A 16,695-nucleotide genomic window follows, 5' to 3' on the forward strand; every position below is an offset into this window, starting at 1 on the left:
GCCACGATGAAAGTAGGAGCACGCATGGGAATAACCGTCATAGCCGTAGGCAAGCTCAAGGAACGCTTCTGGAAGGATGCGGTTGCGGAATACGCGAAGCGTCTTGGTGGCTACACGAAGTTGCGCATCATCGAGATTCCCGATAGGGGCATCGACTTCGAGAGTGACGAGATTATTCGGGCGGCAGGCGATGCGCACCTCATACTGCTTGCGATCAAGGGCACGCAACGTCCGAGTGAGGGCATCGCACGGCGTCTCGATGAGCTGATGACGCATGGGACGAGCGATATTGCGTTTTGCATCGGTGGTTCTGATGGCGTGAATGAATCAGTCTGCGAGCGCGCAGACGAAACGCTCTCGTTCGGCCAGATCACTCTACCGCATAACCTCGCGCGTGTCGTGTTGCTCGAGCAGATATACCGCGCCTTCAAGATCATGCGCGGCGAGCCCTACCATAAGTGAAGTAAGCGACGCTTGGCATAAGTCTCGTCCCTATCGTCCCGTCAAGCTTTCTCAAGAGCGCGCAGGCCTCCCTCGATGAAGGCGTCTATGGCACGGCGAATACGTGGCCAGTCATTTCGCTGCGCGAATTCGGAGCTGGCGACCGCGTGACATCCGCTCATCTGGAAGAGCCTGACGGCACGCATGACCACAGGGTTGATGCCCCTCGTCGCCGCATCTGTCTTCGCGTCGGGATCCTCCCAGGCAAGCGCCATCACGGACGGAAAGAAGCGGGCTTCGCGCACCACACCCGCAAGCTTCTTTTCGGAGCGCACGCGTTCGCAGTAACGGGGCTTTTCATGCATGGCACACCCCGGGTTCTCACATGAAAAGCGCTCCTCAAAGGAAAGGACGTTGTCCATGACCTCGCCCACGAGCTCGTCGAAGACGTCGCCCACATTGTCGTAATGGACGTAAAAGGTTGCCCTGCTAACCTTTGCCTTGCGGGAAAGCTCGCTTACACTGATGTCCGTGAGGCTCTTGGTCTGCAGAAGGTCTGCCAGCGCGTCTCGTATGCGCCGCTCGCAGTTTCTGAATCTCGCATCTTCGGTGTTTGTCACGGTCTTTCTCCGATTTCCTGAAGTTATCGTACAACTTGTACGATATTGTAAAGCAAGCAGAGACCTTATCTTCCAAAATGGATACAACGGAATATCAGAGAGCGAGGTGCCCCGTGAAGGTAATGCAGAAGAACATGCTGGAGTTTATGGATGAGGGCGATATGCGCTTTGTCATCCCGGCCTACCAGCGCCTCTATTCATGGAACGAGACGCAATGCGAAGAGCTCTGGTTGGACATATTGCGAGCGGCTCGTGGCAAGCGCAATCACTTTCTGGGTACCGTTCTCTACAATGTTGTCTACGAGGGGGAAGTACCTGACCATATCGAGATTATCGATGGCCAGCAGCGCCTGACCAGTGTATCTCTCATCATCCTTGCCCTGGCAAGATACCTGGAATCTAATCCTCGGCTTTCTTCTGACGAAGCGATCGACGGGGAGACGCTCATCTCGCGTTATCTCTTCATAGGCAAGACTGATGATGGACTGCCGATTACCAAGCTCCTGCCCTCGCATCATGATGCGGGCTCCTATGATGCCGTGATTAGGGGAGAAGCTGGCAATCCCATGTCTTCCATCACCAATAATCTTTCGTTTTTTGAGGAGAAGATGGCGGAGGACGATTTCGACTACGAGTTATTGCTCGAAGGCCTGCATCGCCTCACGACCATCTTCGTCGAGGTGGACGACTACCGCGATGCGCAGCCCATATTCGAGAGCGTGAATTCCAAGGGCGTGCCGCTTAACGTAGCGGATATGGTGCGCAATTATCTTTTGCTGACGGAAAGCCACGACGAGCAGACGCGCCTTTTCGAGGAGTATTGGAAAGTGAGTCAGGAGATGTTCGCACCTGACCCTGGTTCTCTCAAGCTCAATACGGGGATCAAGAGCTGGCTTGCCATTCGCCTCAAGGGCGCCCGCATTCAAAGCGCAGAGCAAACCTACGCCTCATTCAAAAGATACGTCGAGGACGTTTACCAGGGTGACAAGGAACCCATCTTGCGCGAGCTCCGCGGCTTTTGCCTGATGTGGGCGGAGAACTATCGCTACCACGGTGTCAAGAAATACAGGTCCGGCTCCGACTGGGCAAAATTGGGGGCACCCGCGCTCACGTCAGGATACAAGCTCAAGAAGGCGGACAACGAGGAATATGCAAGAGAGTTTCGCGAGAAGCTACGCAATGCGGATTCCCGCTGGTAGCGTTGTCGATTCGTTAGGAGATACGACATGATTGCATCGCTCAAGTCGATTTCGGAGATACTCGGAAAGCCGGGAACACGATATCTCATACCCGTGTTCCAGCGCGTCTACTCATGGGACCGGATGCAGTGCGAGCAGCTGTGGAATGACATGATGAAGACAGATTCCGGTGCGGACGGGCATTTTACAGGTACGTTCATCTACCGTCCGGAAACTGAAAGAGCTCATGGTGGATCCGACGCTGTCATTGAATGCGCAGAAGTAAGCCTGATTGATGGCCAGCAACGGCTCACCACGCTCACGCTCATGCTCGTGGCGCTCAGGGATGCGATGCGCGATGCGGGCGATACGGCCCGGGCAAACCAGATCGACGAGACGTATCTGCATTGCGTTACCGATACGTCCAAGCTCGTGCTCTCGGACGCCGATGCTCCCACCATGGCGCACCTCGTCGATGGCGTTCCGGCTCCTGGGGAGGATGACCTCTCCCAGCTTCTCGTCGAAGGATACGAGCTTTTCAAGGAGAAGGTCGAGGAGTCTTCCGTCGACGCCGATGCCGTCATAAAGGGTCTCGACAGCTTGCGCGTGGTCGCGGTCGAGCTCGAAGAAGATGATGCGCCGCAGCAAGTGTTCGAGAGCCTCAATGCGAAGGGCAGGCCGCTTTCGACAATCGACCTGCTTCGTAATGTCATCATGGCGAAGTACGGCGCGACCGAGCAAAGAAGGTTGTTCGATATGTATTGGGCGCCCATTGACGAGGCGTTTCATCAATTTGGCGCCGAGCAGGACGTGTATCTTGATGCGGCACTCCATGCCTGGGCCGAGAAACACGCCCCGGGTATTCGAGCATCCAAGCGTAGCGAGCTCTACCAGGCGTTCAAAGCTTATCTTGGAGGGCACGATTCAATATCGCTCGAGGAATTGCTCAGGTCGATCAACGAGAGTTGTCTCGCCTTTGCTGCCGCTCCCGGTTCTCCGGAGGCAAAGAAGCATCTGGACTGGGCCGTGGAGAAGCCCCAGGGGCTCATCTCCCAGAGCAAGCTCTTTGGTGATTGATTGGCAGCGACAAGGACCGTCGCTGCCAATCGAACGTGGGCTAACGAAAAAGCCCGCTCATGCGGGCTGAAAGTTTGAGTGGTGGAGATGAAGGGATTCGAACCCTCGGCCCCCACGTTGCGAACGTGATGCTCTCCCAGCTGAGCTACATCCCCACTAGAATATGGCGCGCAACGGCGCGCGGGTAAGGATTATAGCGCATTTCCCGCGAGCGGGAAGGGGTATGCTCCGGCTTTATGCGATAATGACCCCCATGCAAACGAGCAATAACATATTCCGCATACTCATCATCGCGTGTGTCGTTCTCTTCATTGGAGCAATCGCCCAGCAGTTCTACATTTCGCACGTCGAGTCGAGTTATGCCAAGTCGGGCGAGGAGCTCGAGCAGGCAAAGGCGAGCGTTGCCACCGCGACCCAACAAAACGAACAGCTCAAGAAGCAAGAAGAGGACACGTACATCGCCTGGCGCAATGCCCAGGGACGCCTCTCGCTTTTCGGTGATAAGGGCGGAAAGGTCGCCTACCTTACCTTCGACGATGGCCCGTGCGATGCCCTCACTCCCAAGAATCTCGAGATTCTCAAGCAGAAAGGGGCCGTCGCAACCTGGTTCTGTCTGGCAAACGACGAGCTCTACACGTACCTCAACCTCGACTTGTGCAAGAAGATCGAGGAACAAGGATCGGTCGTGGGCATCCATGACTGGGACCAGGACGACTCGTACAGCTACTATAAGGGTGGCGTCGACAATTACTTCACGAGCGATTTCGACAAGGCCAAGGCCAAGCTCGAGGCTGCCGTTGGCCACGAAATCAAGATTACGCGTTTTGCCGGTGGCAGTCTCACCATCGGCTATTACAATCCCGAAATCGCCAAGGCGCTTCCTCGCGCGATGCTTGAGCGCGGCTATCAGTACTTCGATTGGAATGTCCTTGCCGGTGACAGTGAGCCCTCGCAGTTCGTGAACGGCTCGACGCCCAAAGATCGCATCGTGAGTAACGTACTCAACGAAGCGGAGTATTTCGCAAAGACGGATTCTCCCATCTGCGTGCTCATGCACGATAACCCCGGCAAGAACACCACCACAGAAGCGCTTCCCGAGATTATCGACGGCCTGCGCGCATTGGGTTACGAATTCAAGACGCTCGATTACGATGCCCCCGGTTTTTACCAGGTGGTGATTACCGAATGACGTATTCGCGTGGACAATACGATGACGATTACGAGCGCAGCAGACGCTCCCGTCGTGATGTCCCCGAGGGACGCTCCGAGCGTCGTACGGGCACTGGATCGAGCCGCTACTCGCGTACGTCCGAACGCTACGCGCGTCATGCCTCGGCACAACGAGACGAAAGATACTCCGAGGGCAGGCCGCAAAGCCGCCCGAAACGTCAGCGTCCCGAGGATTCCTCTCGCTCGCGTCAACGCAGCAGACAGGATGTCGATTACGATACCTCTCGCAGTGGCAATCGCCGCTCCAGCCGACGCCCGGCTGTGCACGAAGAGCAGCGCGGCGAAAGGCGCAACCGCAGTGGTGCTCGTGTCGATCGCGCATATGAGCCGCACGACAATCGCCAGCGGGATATGCGTCAGCGAGATGCGCGTCCCGCTCAGCATGCCGTTCCACGTGCCGGGCAGCGCAGCGTTAATCAGGCGACGCAATACAGCAGAGACCGTTATGTGAGCCAGCCCGGCCAGCAGCGGGGCAGCTCCGTGAGCCAGCAGAACTACGACAAGGCCCGGCGCATCAAGCCGGTTGATCCACGAGCTCTCCTCGCGGCCGCCGTCATCGCCGTCGTTCTGGCTGTCGTCATCATCGTTCGCTTCATCCTCTTTGGCGGAGTCGCGAGCGAGTACGGTGCTGCCAAGGCGGCAATTGACGAGCAGCAAGCACAGCTAACCGAGCTTCAAACATCGAACGGCGAGCTTCAGGCGGAGATGGACTCCATGCAGGGCCTGATCGACCGCTATAACAACTCCGGGAAGAAGTAGGGGCGATACACCCGACGCCTACTCCACGATTTCGGCCGCTTCCTCAGCTTCCAGGGGCGTGAGCTCGCCTTCCGGCGTCTTGCGTGCTGTCCAGATCATGTCGATGGCGACGAGCGCGAGCCCGCACCAGATGCACGCAAAGCAGATGCCGTGGGCAGTGGTAAAAGCCTCGCCGTTTACGAACACACCACACAGCAGGGCAATGGTGGGACTCACGTACTGCATGAAGCCCAGGGCGGTCAGGGGAATGGAGTTGGCCGCTGTCGCGAACAAGATGAGCGGAACCGCGGTAACCGCGCCGCCAAAGATGAGAAGCCCCGTCGTGCTCCAACCCGAGACGCTCGTCATGTCGCCGAGGAATCCGTGACTTCCCGTCACGAGCGCGAGCACGACGGCAAAGACGATGGCGATGGGCGTCATGACGGCGCTTTCCACGGCAATGGCCTCGACAGCCGGGTATCCGCCCTTCTTTTTGATGGCGCCGTAGACGCCAAAGGTCACGGCGAGCATGATTGCCAGCCACGGAAAGCTTCCGTAACTGATCGTGAAGTAGAGGATGCCGACGCAGCAAAGTGCGACAGCGACCCATTGCAGCGGTGAGAGGCGTTCCTTGAACACGATGAGCCCCAGCAAGATGGAGACGAGCGGGTTGATGTAGTAGCCAAGCGACGCCTCTACGATATGGTTCATGTGAACCGCCACGACATAGATGCCCCAGTTGGACGTGATGATGATGGCGGCTGGGATGAGGAAGCGCAGCGCGCGCTTGTTCTTGAGCAGCGAGGTGAAGTTCCATCGCGCGATGAGACAGATGACGGCGGTGAGCGCAAAGCACCAGATGACGCGCTGTGCCGTGACCTCGAGCGGATCGACATGGTCGAGCAGCTTCCAATACAGGGGAAACAGGCCCCAGAGTAGGTAGCAACCGATGCCAGCTGCTATGCCCTGGCGCGTTCGCTTTCTGATGTCGCTCACGTCGTGATTCATGGACGTGATTATAGCCAGCATGCCATGCGCGCGTAAGAACTTCCGTGGATGTAAGGAAGCGACTTGTCGAATGACGTTACGTGTTCGCGATCCAGTCGAATATCTCGCGCACGCGCGGCGCGGCGTCCTCGCGCACGAGCAGGTAGAACGTCTTGGTGGCGGCGGGATGGTCGATGGGGATGCGCACGCGGTCGGGTAGCAGGCCCCGTTGCATGGGGATGTCGGTCACGAAGACCGGCATTGTCCCGGCTTCGGCAAGGCGCGTGAAGACCTCGCGGTCCTTCTGAATCACGAAGTGCGAATGCGGCATGAGACGCCTGTGTATGTCATGCCAGATGCCAATGTCCTCGAGCAGGAGAAAGTCAACGCCGTCGATGTCGTCGAACGTGACGCACGGGCGTTCGGCGAGTGGATGGTCGGCTGGCACGGCAATGGAAAGTGTCTCGGTCATGAGCCGTGCGTTCGCTATCACGGGCAGCAGGAAGGGCTTCTGCGATATGCCGAAGTCGATGCTGCCATCCAGGACGCGGCGCTCGATTTCCTCCTCGCCCAGCATTTCCGAGTTGAACACGTCGGAGGGGAATCGCTCGACGATGCGTGCCGTCAGGTTCCACAGGGGAGCGGGTGCGCAGGTACCGACGCGCAGGGTGCGGGCACGGCGCTGCGTCTCGTCGACGGCATCTTGGAGCAGCTGCACCTCGCGCAGCACGCTCCTGGCGTGCGCGACGGCTGCCCGTCCCGTTTCGTTGAGGTGGACGCTGTTCTTCTGCCGGTCGAAAAGCTGGGCGCCGAGCTCTGTCTCGAGCCGCTGGATCGATCGGCTGAAGGCCGATTGCGAAAGGCCACATGCATTGGCGGCTGCCGACATGGTGCCATGATGTGCGAATGCCCCGAGTTGTCTGAGCTGGTCGATATCCATGAATGCCACCTTGCGTTTCATGCATAGCAATTTGCATGATGTGAATTGTACTTCGTGGGTACACCTACGGACAATCAAGATATGAAATAGAATTCTTTATCGCGCTATTGCATGTTGTGCATATTATGCTTAGGAAAAGCCCAGAGGTTGAAAGGAAGGATCATGACGGTAAAGCAGACGGCGGGAAGGGACCAGTTGGGGGATTTTGCCCCGCAGTTCGCCGAGCTCAACGACGACGTGCTCTTTGGCGAGGTCTGGTCGCGCGAGGACGAGCTCGACCTCAAGACGCGCTCCATCATCACCGTGACCTGTCTCGTGAGCAAGGGGCTCGTCGACACGTCGTTCCAGTATCACCTCGCCAGCGCCAAGGCAAACGGCGTCACGAAGGAGGAGATGGCGGCCATTCTGACGCAGCTTGCGTTCTATGCCGGCTGGCCCAACGCCTGGGCGGCGTTTCGCATGGCGAAGGAGGTCTACGATGACTAAGGCAGGCAATGCGGCCGATCCCCTGTTCGGCCTTGGCAATCCCAACGATGCGTTTGCCCAGTACTTCATCGGTGAGTCGTTTCTCAACCCGCTGACGGACCCCGAGCAGACGATCTTCCTCGCCAACGTGACCTTCGAGCCGGGCTGCCGCAACAATTGGCACATCCACCATGCGGATAAGGGTGGCGGTCAGATCCTGCTATGCACCGATGGCCGCGGCTGGTGCCAGTTCTGGGGCGAGGAAGCCCGGGAGCTGCATCCGGGCGATGTCGTGTTCATTCCCGCGGGCGTCAAGCATTGGCATGGCGCGGCCAAGGACAGCTGGTTTTCGCATGTGGCCTTCGAAGCACCGGGCGAGGGCTGCTCGAACGAATGGCTCGAACCGGTCGCTGATGCGGAGTACGATCTGCTGCCGTAACGGTCGGATCCGATAGCGCTTTGTTAGGACCGGAGGCAAAAGTGTCTCCGACCCTCTTCGAAAACCCCGGGCTTCTCCGCAACGTTGACCCATCTGAGGCGCTTCACAGGGATTAGCATCTCTCGTACGAGGCGGCTTCGTTGGGTTTCGTCCTATTGCTGCCATGCATGAACTTTGCCCTTGATTGGAGTAATATTTGCGCTGGGGAGGGTTCTCGCGTAGGGAAGACGCAAATCCATCAGTTTGCGTATAAGCCGCGAGGATTGACATTTGTCGGGGGAAACAAAAAAGACGGTCATATGCCTTGTGGGCCTGGCGGCCTTTTGCGCCATGTTCAGGCCGCCGTTTATCGGTACGCTCCTTGCGGGCACCTCGTCGAGTCTGCCGATATTTCGCATCACGCATGACGCCGCCATCATTTTGCTTGGCTGCGCGTTTGCACTCGTCGCCTTGTGGCGGGGCAGAAAGTATCGGGGACGTCTGCGCCCCAAGGTCAATCTCTCCGTTCTTGCAGGCGCGGGTATTCTTGCCGTGGCAGGTGTGCTTGCCATCAACGTGGGAAGCGCGTTGGGTATTGGCGAGGATGCATTCTACATCGCAAGCATCATCGCCCTCTGCATCGGGTTCGCTTCCCTTGCCGCCGGATGGTTCCATGTACTGATGGGACTGCCACGGCACACCATTGCCATCATGGTGATGGGGGCGTTCGTGGCAAGTCACGTATTCGGCGTCTTCGATTGCTTTCCACGTGAATGGGCGCCTGTGCTCTGCATCGTGTATCCCGTGCTCGCGGCGATAATGCTGTTCTTGCTCCGGACCGAATCATCAACGCTGCCGGAGCGCGAGACAGACGTATTGAGCAATCCATATCTGCGCAAAGTGCAGGTATGCACCATGGTGCTCATCCTTGCCGAGCTGGTCTGCAGTGCTTTTCTGCGTAGCAGTTGGGCACACGGGGGCGTGAATTACACGCCCTATCCCAACGTCATCTATACGTACCTAATCTCTGCTGGCATCGGTGCGGTGTTTCTGTGCATTGCCTGGCGCTCCAAGACGACGGCGGGCTGCACTTTGGCAGTGGGAAGCATTGGGCTTGTCTCGTTCATGATTGCCGTCGTCCTCTTCGCCTTCGTGCCAATGCGCGTTATCAATCCGTTCATAACAGGATTGTATTCGGCGCTGCTCGTGTACTTAGTGGCTCTCATTAGCCTCTGGGGTATGGACGGCAGGCACTCTGCTTTCTCGTGCGCGGCTGCATTTCTTGTCATATATGGCTTGGTATTCAGCATCGCGTATTCTATTGTGCCGGCGGTGCTCGCTTACTACAACATCATTTCCACGGACATTCTGTTCACCGTGAGCATTGCGGCCGGTTTTGTCATCTCGATAGGTATGTGTGTGGTGTTGTTCATCTTGATCGTCGTTCAGCGGAAGCCGTTTCATGAGGAAATCGCCCAGCAAATAGATGCGGCGGCGCAACCGCAATCCGCGCCTGCCCCCGAGCCTGACTTTTCGTCGGCCGAGCGGCATGAACGTGCCATGGACGTTATTGCCGAGAGGTATGGTCTGACGGAGCGCGAGCGTGAAACGGCTTCTCTCATGGCGCGCGGCTATACCGCCAAACACGTAGCAGAAGAGCTGACGGTAGCTGTTAGTACTGTCAAGGGATACAGCAAGAGCATCTACCGCAAGATGGGCATTCACCGAAAAGACGAGCTCATCGAGATAGTCAAAGAGACAAAGAACCAGGTCTAGCTCACCTTATCCAACCTTCCATCCCATTACCCACCTTTCGTGGGGAGACAATCATTCGCCCACTTCATACCGTGTCGTGAAAGTCGCGTGCGTCGTGCGCGCGGCCTGCCGTGAGCCTGCATGGACTTTCGGCTGTCACCTTGGGGAGGGAGAAATCGTGCGTACGTCAATACTTTTCATGGGAGGGAGACATAATGGGTAAACCAAAGCACTTTGGTTTCGCGAGAAAGACCATGGCCTGCGTCATGGCGGCGTCAATGCTCACGCTGGTCACCGTGCCGGCTAGCGTCGCCATCGCGGACAACGGTGCCGCCGACACCGAGACGCAGGCGATGTATCGTCTGTACAATCCCAACTCCGGCGAGCACTTCTACACCGCCAGCGATGTGGAGAAGGATGCCACCGTCGCCGCTGGCTGGAATTACGAGGGCATCGGCTGGCATGCGCCGGTCACTTCCGAGACACCCGTGTACAGGGTGTATTCGGGCACCGATCACCACTACACCAAGGATGCCGGCGAGCGCGACGCTCTCGTGCAGCTTGGATGGAAGGATGAGGGTACCAGCTTCTATTCCGACGACCAGGAGCGCGTGCCCCTCTACAGGCAGTTCAACCCCAACGTAGATCCCAACGCAGCAACGAACAATGCCGGATCCCACAACTACACCACGAGCCTCGATGAGCATTCCCGCCTTGTGAGCATTGGCTGGAACGACGAGGGCATCGGCTGGTATGGCGTGAGTGGTGCTGAAGCGCCCGTCGTGCCGGTGGATCCGTTCAATACGGGCGTGGTCGATCCTTCGAAGGCATGCGTTGGCCAAGACACTCCTGGTTTGGCAACGCTTGAGGAGGCTACAAGCCACAACGTGCTGAGCTTCACCGAAGCCGACAAATCGAAGGAAGTCACAGTCAGCCAGGAGACCATTCCGTATCTGCACACGAGTGATTACGGCAAGCCTGTCGACCTGCAGATTGAGCTGCTGACCCCATCTACGGCAGAGAATGGAAAAACTCCGCTCCTCGTATGGATTAACGGCGGCGGATTCACCAATTCCGATGCGGCGGGCAATCTCGAGACGCGCCTTTCCTTTGCGAAGGCGGGCTATACTGTTGCCTCCGTGCAGCATCGTACAAGTGCCGTATCGCAGTTCCCCGCCCCCTTGCAGGACATCAAGGCGGCCATCCGCTTCCTGAAGGCGGGCGCAGATAACGAGAAGGGCAAGTACAAGTTCGACAAGAATAAAGTTGCCGTTGCCGGAAACTCCTCCGGCGGCTATTACGCCACCATGGTGGGCGTCACGAGCAACGTGGATACCATCTCGTATCCCGACAGGTCGGGCAAAGCTGTTCCCACGAAGCTTGATGTGGGTGCAAATCTTGACCAGTCTTCTGCTGTCAATGCCGTTATCGATTACTACGGCGTATCTGACCTCACTATCATCGGTGCTGGCCTGAGCCAGGAGCTTCAGGATAGTCACAAGTCGGCTGCCACGACTGAGGCACTCCTGCTTAACGGTGCCGCTGCCGCCCAGAAGGGCGTTGGTGTCTTTGACGATTCCATGATCGCAAAGGTCTCCGCTGCAAGCCCGCTTAGCTACATCGATTCCAACACGGTGCCGTTCCTCATGTTCCATGGCACGGCCGACACGCTCGTGTCCCCGGTCGCTTCCAAGATGCTCCAGAATCGTCTGGATGCGGCTGGCGTGCATACTGAGCGCTACGTCATTGAAGGTGCCGGTCATGGTGGAAAGCAGTTCGAGCAGGGCAAGTCTGCCGAGCGAGCCATCAACTTCCTGAACACCTATGCGAATACGCCGGTTTCTAATGTGGCACCTACGGTTGATCTGAGCAAGGGCACGAAGGCCTATGCTGCCGAGGATCTTCCCACGCTTGAGCAGGCTACGGCTGGCGCCGAGCAGATTGCAACGGACCCCGATCACTGGACCATCGGTCAGACGCGCGACATCGCCTATAAGACGATTTCCGAGAAGGGCACCAGCAAGACTCTGAAGATGCATATCCTCACGCCTTCGAAGGGCAAGGATGACGGCCCGCGTCCGGTGCTTTACGTTGCCGCCTGCGGTGGCTTCAACAAGTCCAATCCCAACGCCATGTCGTATCTGCGCTACGCTGAGCGTGGCTATGTTGTGGCTGTTGCCGAGGTTCGCGTCATTCCTAACACGACCAACCCTGGCCCCCTCCAGGACGCCAAGGCTGGCATCAGGTGGCTGCGCGCTAATGCAAGCACGTTCAACATCGACCCGAATTGCATTATCGAAAGCGGTTCCTCTGCGGGCGGCTATTTGGCGGTCATGATGGGCGTTTTGAGCAATACCACCAAGTTCGATGACAGCATTCAGTTTGACGTTGGTGATAATCTCGAGTACAGCTCGGCCGTTCAGGGCGTCATCGATATGTTTGGCGTGTCCGATCTCACCATCATCGGTGCTGGTCTGTCCAATTACGATGTGCATGATTCGGAGTCCAATACCGAGGCGCTTCTCATCAATGGCACGGCCTTTGGTCAGAATCCGGGCGGCTCGGTCTACAGCAACCTCGACAAGACGGCCAAGTTCAGTCCCTTCACCTATCTGGACAAGGACGATCCGGCGTTCCTGTGCCTCCATGGCACCGAGGACATGTCCGTGTCGCCTGTCTCCACAATGGAGCTCTATGAGCGTTCCAAGGAACTTGGAACCGCCTCCGAGCGCTATTCAATCGAAGGTGCAGCTCACGGCGGCTGGCAGTTTAATACCGACAAGGTCAATAAGATTATTGATGACTTCATGGATGGTATTGTTGCTGCGAACAAGTAGCAGGTATTAGCTTCCTCCCCGAAGCGAGGGGCCGTGGCATAACGCCGCGGCCCCTTTTGTTTTGCCATTGTCATTTCGAGCGGAGGGGCGAAGCCCCGTAGTCGAGAAATCTCCTCTTCAGCACGTTCTTCTCACCGCTTCACGCCAGCCGCGGAGGAGCTCGTTGGCGTAGGCCGGCCGCATCTGCGGGTCGAAGACGCTGTCCGTCGTGCGCATGGCGCGCAGCTCTTCGGTGCCATTCCAGAATCCGTTGGTGAGTCCCGCCAGGTACGCCGCGCCGAGTGCCGTTGACTCGATGTTCATGGGTCGGTGAATCTGCGTTTGCAGGATGTCGCTCTGGAACTGCATGAGGAAGTCGTTTGCCGAGGCGCCGCCGTCAACGTTGAGCTGCCTGATCTTGAGGCCCGCATCTGCTTGCATGGCGACGGCGAGGTCGTATACCTGGTATGCGAGCGCCTCGAGTGCCGCGCGCGCGATGTGCGCACGTCCGGCTCCACGCGTGAGCCCATAGATGGCGCCACGTGCGTCGGGCTCCCAATGGGGAGCGCCGAGGCCCGTGAACGCGGGAACGATGTAGACGCCGCCCGTATCGGGGATACTCTCGGCGAGTTGCTGCGTTTCGGCGGGAGTCTGCGCGATGCCGAGCTCGTCGATGAGCCACTGGATGAGCGCGCCTGCCATGAAGACGCTGCCCTCAAGGGCGTATTCGGTGTGCGTCACGTTGGGGGCAGATGCCGCGATGGTCGTGACAAGGCCGTTTCTCGATGCGACGGGCGTGTTGCCCGTATGCAGCAACAGAAAACAGCCTGTGCCGTAGGTGTTCTTGGCCTGGCCCGCTTCGAAGCAGCATTGTCCGAAGAGTGCCGCTTGCTGGTCGCCCGCAACGCCGCATATGGGAATGCCGGCGGGGATGTTTGGGTAGTCTGTCTCGCCGAAGAAGCTCGCGCTTGGACGCACTTCGGGCATCATGTGCTCGGGAATGTCGAAAAGTTCGAGCAGGCTCTTATCCCAGCAGCCCTTGTGTATGTCGTAGAGCATGGTGCGACTTGCATTGGTGACGTCGGTTGCGTGTACCTTGCGACCCGTGAGGTTCCAGATGAGCCAGCAATCGACAGTGCCGAAGAGCAACTGGCCTTCTTCGGCAAGCTTGCGCACGCCCGGCACGTTGTCGAGAAGCCACTTGATCTTGCTCGCCGAGAAGTATGCATCTGGATGTAGGCCGGTGACGAGCTCGATTCTGTCGCATACGGCCAGGTCCGAGCAGAGGTCGGCGATGATGGGGGCGGTACGACGGCATTGCCACACGATTGCGTTTGCGATGGGACGGCCCGTCTCGCGATCCCATACGATCGTGGTCTCTCGCTGGTTGGTGATGCCGATGCTGTCGATGTCTCCTGCTTTCAGCGCATGACATGTGATCAGGTCGGTCATCGAACCCAATTGCGAGAAGATGATTTCCTGGGGGTTTTGCTCCACCCATCCCGGCTGTGGGTATATCTGGGGAAACTTGCGCTGGATGGAGTCGACCGAGCGGCCCTCATGGTCGATGAGGACGGAACGCGAGGAGGTCGTGCCCTGGTCGAGCGAGATGACGTATCTTCCGGTCATTTGCTGCCCCCATCCACATGCTTGTCAAGCCACGCGGCGACGTCATCATATACGCGCATGTGGTCGTCTTCGTTCAAGATCTCATGGCGCATGCCCGCGTATATCTCGACCTCGACGTCCTGCACGCCGGCCTCGTGAGCCATCTTTGCGACCTTGCGCACGCCTTCGCCCATGGAGCCCACGGGGTCGCCGGCTCCGGCGATGAAGAGGAGGGGCAGCTCGTGGGGGATGGCGCGGAAGGTGGTGGGGGAGCAAGCCTCCTTGGCAAGCGTCGTGAGCGTCGCGTAGCCACCGGCACCGAACGAGAAACCGGATTTCTCGTCAGCGAGATAGGTGGCAACGTTGTCCTTGCTTGCGGAAATCCAGTCCGCCTTCGTCTCGGCTCCTTCGACGGCCTTGTTGAAGCTATCCACGACCAGGTAATCCAACAGCTTGCTCTTGTAGTCCTTGCCGCGAAGTGCCGAGATGGCGCGAGCAAGGGCGTTGCCTGCTGTCGAGACGATGGGGGCGATATAGCCCGTGCCGCAGAGTATGGCGCCTGCGAGACCCTCGCCATGGCGCGCGATGTAGTCACGCATGACATAGCTGCCCATCGAATGCCCGAAGACGAAGTAGGGAAGGCCGGCTGGCGTGCGTGCGAGCATGAGCGAGCGCATGCGGTGCACGTCCTCGATGAGGTGGTTTGCGCCCTCGCACGGGTCGAGGCCGCCCCAGGAAACGGTATCCGAGATGCTGTCGCCATGGGCAAGGTGGTCATAGCCGCCGACGATGAAGCCCTTGCCTGCCAGGAAGCGCGCGAAGTCATCATAGCGTTCGATGTGCTCGGCCATACCATGGGCGATTTGCACGATGCCACGTGGTTTCGTGCAGCTTTCATCGCGCCAGATGTAGCCGCGTATGGTTGTTTCGGTATCGGTGCTTGCAAACGAGATGGGCTCTTGCATGATGCTGTCAGTCATGGTGCCTCCTCGGGTGACGTTCGATGTGTGCAATATTATAATCGCGCTATGGAACGAAGACCCAACAAAGCACGCAAGCAAGGCGCGATTGCGCGACTGGTAAACCACTGGATTGACCGCCTCGTCGGTGCGGTGACGCAACGCTCGCTTACGAACCAGGAAGAGCAGTACTCTCCCCATCAGACCACGCGCGACTTCATTTTCAATAGCGTGGGCATTGGCATGTGGGGTGTCGTGTTTCCGCTGCTCACCATCATCATCACGCAGCTCGTCGGCGCCGATCAGGCCGGCATTTTCTCGCTTGCCTTCGTGACCGGTACCCTGCTCATGATCATCGGCAATTACGGCGTGCGCACCTATCAAGTGTCGGATATCGATGAGGATCATTCCTTCGCGGATTATCAAATCAACCGCATACTCACCTGCATTCTCATGGTTATCGTGGGCTATGTGTATTGCTGCATTCGCGGCTATGAGTCCGATATGTTCGTCATCAGCATGGGCGTGTACCTGTACCGCATGGTCGACGCGCTGGCCGATGTCTACGAGGGGCGCCTGCAGCAGGTCGACAAGATGTATCTTGCGGGCATCTCGCAGGCCTTCCGAAGCGCCGTCGTGCTCATCGTGTTCAGCGTCGTGCTCTTCATCACGCGCAACCTTGGCTTCTCGTGCATCATCATGGCGATCGTTGCGGCGGCAAGTCTGCTTGTCCTGACGGTGCCCCTCGCGTACATGGAGACGCCCAAGTCGCGTCGCTGGAACATGAAGGGTGTCATCAACCTCTTCAAGCGCTGCTTTCCCGTCTTCGTCGCGCTGTTTCTCTACTGTCTCATCGACAACATGCCAAAGTTCATGATGGAGGGCCCGCTGTCCTACGATAATCAGCTGTACTTCAACGTGCTCTACTTTCCTGCGCAGGGCATCTTGCTTACGGCAAGTCTGCTCTATAAGCCGCTGCTGCTGCGTTTGGCCGCAGCCTGGGAGAATCCCGACGAGCGTCGTACGTTCAATATCATCATGATGGCGGTGTTCGGCGCGATTATTGCCATCACCGTCTTCAATCTCATCATCATGAATTGGATTGGCATTCCGATCATGAGCGTGCTGTACAACACGGATTTCGAGCAGTTCAGGGTCCTCATGAACCTCATGATCGTTGCCGGTGGCATTACAGCGGCCATCGATTTCATCTATCAGATCATTACCGTTCAACGCCGCCAGAACAGCGTCGTGAAGCTCTATCTCATCACGTTCGTGTTCTCGCTCATTGCCTCGTTTGCGCTCATCAACTCCATCGGTCTCATGGGCGCAGTCATCACCTATCTGGCCGAGATGTGCCTGCTGCTTATCCTGATCGTGCTGCAGTTCGCGAACATCAGCGTGCACACGCGCAGGCGTCCGGCTGCGAGGCTCGAGAACTCCAGCCGATTCTGGGGGTAGGC

Annotated in this window: 16 protein-coding genes and 1 tRNA gene; 11 read left to right on the forward strand and 6 right to left on the reverse strand. The window is 58.0% G+C overall.

Annotated features, from left to right (window positions below; translation table 11 throughout):
• The first annotated feature begins 24 nt into the window (after nt 1-24).
• Nucleotides 25-462, forward strand: coding sequence for a 23S rRNA (pseudouridine(1915)-N(3))-methyltransferase RlmH (locus DBY20_02090; GenBank protein ID PWL79555.1), 438 nt, complete (start codon nt 25-27; stop codon nt 460-462).
• 41 nt (nt 463-503) lie between these two features.
• Here the strand turns inward: DBY20_02090 and DBY20_02095 are convergent, their stop codons facing one another.
• On the reverse strand, nt 504-1,154 hold the full coding sequence (locus tag DBY20_02095) for a hypothetical protein (protein PWL79650.1): 651 nt from the start codon (nt 1,152-1,154) through the stop codon (nt 504-506).
• Here DBY20_02095 and DBY20_02100 point away from each other — a divergent pair.
• Together DBY20_02100 and DBY20_02105 are read left to right on the forward strand one after the other, a co-directional pair.
• A complete protein-coding gene (locus DBY20_02100; GenBank protein PWL79556.1) occupies nt 1,139-2,260 on the forward strand; it encodes a hypothetical protein in 1,122 nt (373 codons plus the stop codon). The genes DBY20_02095 and DBY20_02100 overlap by 16 nt on opposite strands.
• Before the next feature lie 27 nt (nt 2,261-2,287).
• A complete protein-coding gene (locus tag DBY20_02105; GenBank protein ID PWL79557.1) occupies nt 2,288-3,316 on the forward strand; it encodes a hypothetical protein in 1,029 nt (342 codons plus the stop codon).
• A gap of 79 nt (nt 3,317-3,395) precedes the next feature.
• On the opposite strand, the gene DBY20_02110 is transcribed toward DBY20_02105, so the two are convergent.
• A tRNA-Ala gene (locus DBY20_02110) sits at nt 3,396-3,471 on the reverse strand.
• An 8-nt stretch (nt 3,472-3,479) separates the two neighbouring features.
• Between DBY20_02110 and DBY20_02115 the strand changes: the two genes are divergently transcribed.
• Genes DBY20_02115 through DBY20_02125 form a run of 3 tightly spaced genes read left to right on the forward strand, consistent with a single transcriptional unit; the run spans nt 3,480 to nt 5,305 of the window.
• Nucleotides 3,480-4,505: a hypothetical protein gene (locus DBY20_02115; protein PWL79558.1), complete on the forward strand. Its 1,026-nt coding sequence runs from the start codon at nt 3,480-3,482 to the stop codon at nt 4,503-4,505.
• Between the two features lie 21 nt (nt 4,506-4,526).
• Complete coding sequence (locus DBY20_02120) at nt 4,527-4,997, forward strand: hypothetical protein (GenBank protein PWL79559.1); 471 nt, start codon at nt 4,527-4,529, stop codon at nt 4,995-4,997.
• On the forward strand, nt 4,994-5,305 hold the full coding sequence (locus tag DBY20_02125; GenBank protein ID PWL79560.1) for a hypothetical protein: 312 nt from the start codon (nt 4,994-4,996) through the stop codon (nt 5,303-5,305). Before DBY20_02120 ends, DBY20_02125 begins: the two co-directional genes overlap by 4 nt.
• An 18-nt stretch (nt 5,306-5,323) precedes the next feature.
• Here the strand turns inward: DBY20_02125 and rarD are convergent, their stop codons facing one another.
• The gene (rarD, locus tag DBY20_02130; GenBank protein PWL79561.1) at nt 5,324-6,313 is read right to left on the reverse strand and encodes an EamA family transporter RarD; all 990 of its coding nucleotides are present in this window, start codon (nt 6,311-6,313) and stop codon (nt 5,324-5,326) included.
• A 55-nt stretch (nt 6,314-6,368) separates the two neighbouring features.
• Nucleotides 6,369-7,232: a LysR family transcriptional regulator gene (locus DBY20_02135; protein PWL79562.1), complete on the reverse strand. Its 864-nt coding sequence runs from the start codon at nt 7,230-7,232 to the stop codon at nt 6,369-6,371.
• 141 nt (nt 7,233-7,373) lie between these two features.
• Between DBY20_02135 and DBY20_02140 the strand changes: the two genes are divergently transcribed.
• The 4 genes from DBY20_02140 (at nt 7,374) to DBY20_02155 (ending at nt 12,686) form a co-directional block, all read left to right on the forward strand.
• Nucleotides 7,374-7,697 carry a 4-carboxymuconolactone decarboxylase gene (locus DBY20_02140; protein PWL79563.1) on the forward strand — a complete coding sequence of 108 codons (324 nt, stop codon included), beginning with the start codon at nt 7,374-7,376 and terminating at the stop codon, nt 7,695-7,697.
• Complete coding sequence (locus DBY20_02145; protein ID PWL79564.1) at nt 7,690-8,115, forward strand: cupin domain-containing protein; 426 nt, start codon at nt 7,690-7,692, stop codon at nt 8,113-8,115. Before DBY20_02140 ends, DBY20_02145 begins: the two co-directional genes overlap by 8 nt.
• Before the next feature lie 270 nt (nt 8,116-8,385).
• On the forward strand, nt 8,386-9,870 hold the full coding sequence (locus DBY20_02150; protein PWL79565.1) for a hypothetical protein: 1,485 nt from the start codon (nt 8,386-8,388) through the stop codon (nt 9,868-9,870).
• A gap of 194 nt (nt 9,871-10,064) precedes the next feature.
• Entirely contained in the window at nt 10,065-12,686 is a 2,622-nt protein-coding gene (locus DBY20_02155; protein PWL79566.1) for a hypothetical protein, read from the forward strand.
• A gap of 117 nt (nt 12,687-12,803) precedes the next feature.
• Here the strand turns inward: DBY20_02155 and glpK are convergent, their stop codons facing one another.
• The gene (glpK, locus tag DBY20_02160; protein ID PWL79567.1) at nt 12,804-14,294 is read right to left on the reverse strand and encodes a glycerol kinase; all 1,491 of its coding nucleotides are present in this window, start codon (nt 14,292-14,294) and stop codon (nt 12,804-12,806) included.
• Nucleotides 14,291-15,253 (reverse strand): alpha/beta hydrolase, encoded by a 963-nt coding sequence (locus DBY20_02165; protein ID PWL79568.1) that lies wholly within the window; start codon nt 15,251-15,253, stop codon nt 14,291-14,293. The genes glpK and DBY20_02165 overlap by 4 nt, the downstream gene beginning before the upstream one ends.
• A gap of 48 nt (nt 15,254-15,301) precedes the next feature.
• On the opposite strand from DBY20_02165, the gene DBY20_02170 reads away from it, so the two are divergent.
• Nucleotides 15,302-16,693, forward strand: coding sequence for a polysaccharide biosynthesis protein (locus DBY20_02170; protein ID PWL79569.1), 1,392 nt, complete (start codon nt 15,302-15,304; stop codon nt 16,691-16,693).
• Nucleotides 16,694-16,695: the final 2 nt, after the last annotated feature.

The organism is Coriobacteriia bacterium (assembly GCA_003149935.1).
In the GTDB taxonomy this organism is placed as follows: Bacteria; Actinomycetota; Coriobacteriia; order Coriobacteriales; family QAMH01; genus QAMH01.

Bases quoted from the DNA above. Each gene is read 5' to 3' on its own strand.
- DBY20_02100 (PWL79556.1), top strand. From the start codon at position 1,139: ATGGATACAACGGAATATCAGAGAGCGAGGTGCCCCGTGAAGGTAATG.
- DBY20_02165 (PWL79568.1), bottom strand. From the start codon at position 15,253: ATGACTGACAGCATCATGCAAGAGCCCATCTCGTTTGCAAGCACCGAT.
- DBY20_02090 (PWL79555.1), top strand. From the start codon at position 25: ATGGGAATAACCGTCATAGCCGTAGGCAAGCTCAAGGAACGCTTCTGG.
- DBY20_02145 (PWL79564.1), top strand. From the start codon at position 7,690: ATGACTAAGGCAGGCAATGCGGCCGATCCCCTGTTCGGCCTTGGCAAT.
- DBY20_02120 (PWL79559.1), top strand. From the start codon at position 4,527: ATGACGATTACGAGCGCAGCAGACGCTCCCGTCGTGATGTCCCCGAGG.
- DBY20_02115 (PWL79558.1), top strand. From the start codon at position 3,480: ATGGCGCGCAACGGCGCGCGGGTAAGGATTATAGCGCATTTCCCGCGA.
- glpK (PWL79567.1), bottom strand. From the start codon at position 14,294: ATGACCGGAAGATACGTCATCTCGCTCGACCAGGGCACGACCTCCTCG.
- DBY20_02155 (PWL79566.1), top strand. From the start codon at position 10,065: ATGGGTAAACCAAAGCACTTTGGTTTCGCGAGAAAGACCATGGCCTGC.
- DBY20_02105 (PWL79557.1), top strand. From the start codon at position 2,288: ATGATTGCATCGCTCAAGTCGATTTCGGAGATACTCGGAAAGCCGGGA.
- DBY20_02170 (PWL79569.1), top strand. From the start codon at position 15,302: ATGGAACGAAGACCCAACAAAGCACGCAAGCAAGGCGCGATTGCGCGA.
- DBY20_02135 (PWL79562.1), bottom strand. From the start codon at position 7,232: ATGAAACGCAAGGTGGCATTCATGGATATCGACCAGCTCAGACAACTC.
- DBY20_02140 (PWL79563.1), top strand. From the start codon at position 7,374: ATGACGGTAAAGCAGACGGCGGGAAGGGACCAGTTGGGGGATTTTGCC.
- rarD (PWL79561.1), bottom strand. From the start codon at position 6,313: ATGCTGGCTATAATCACGTCCATGAATCACGACGTGAGCGACATCAGA.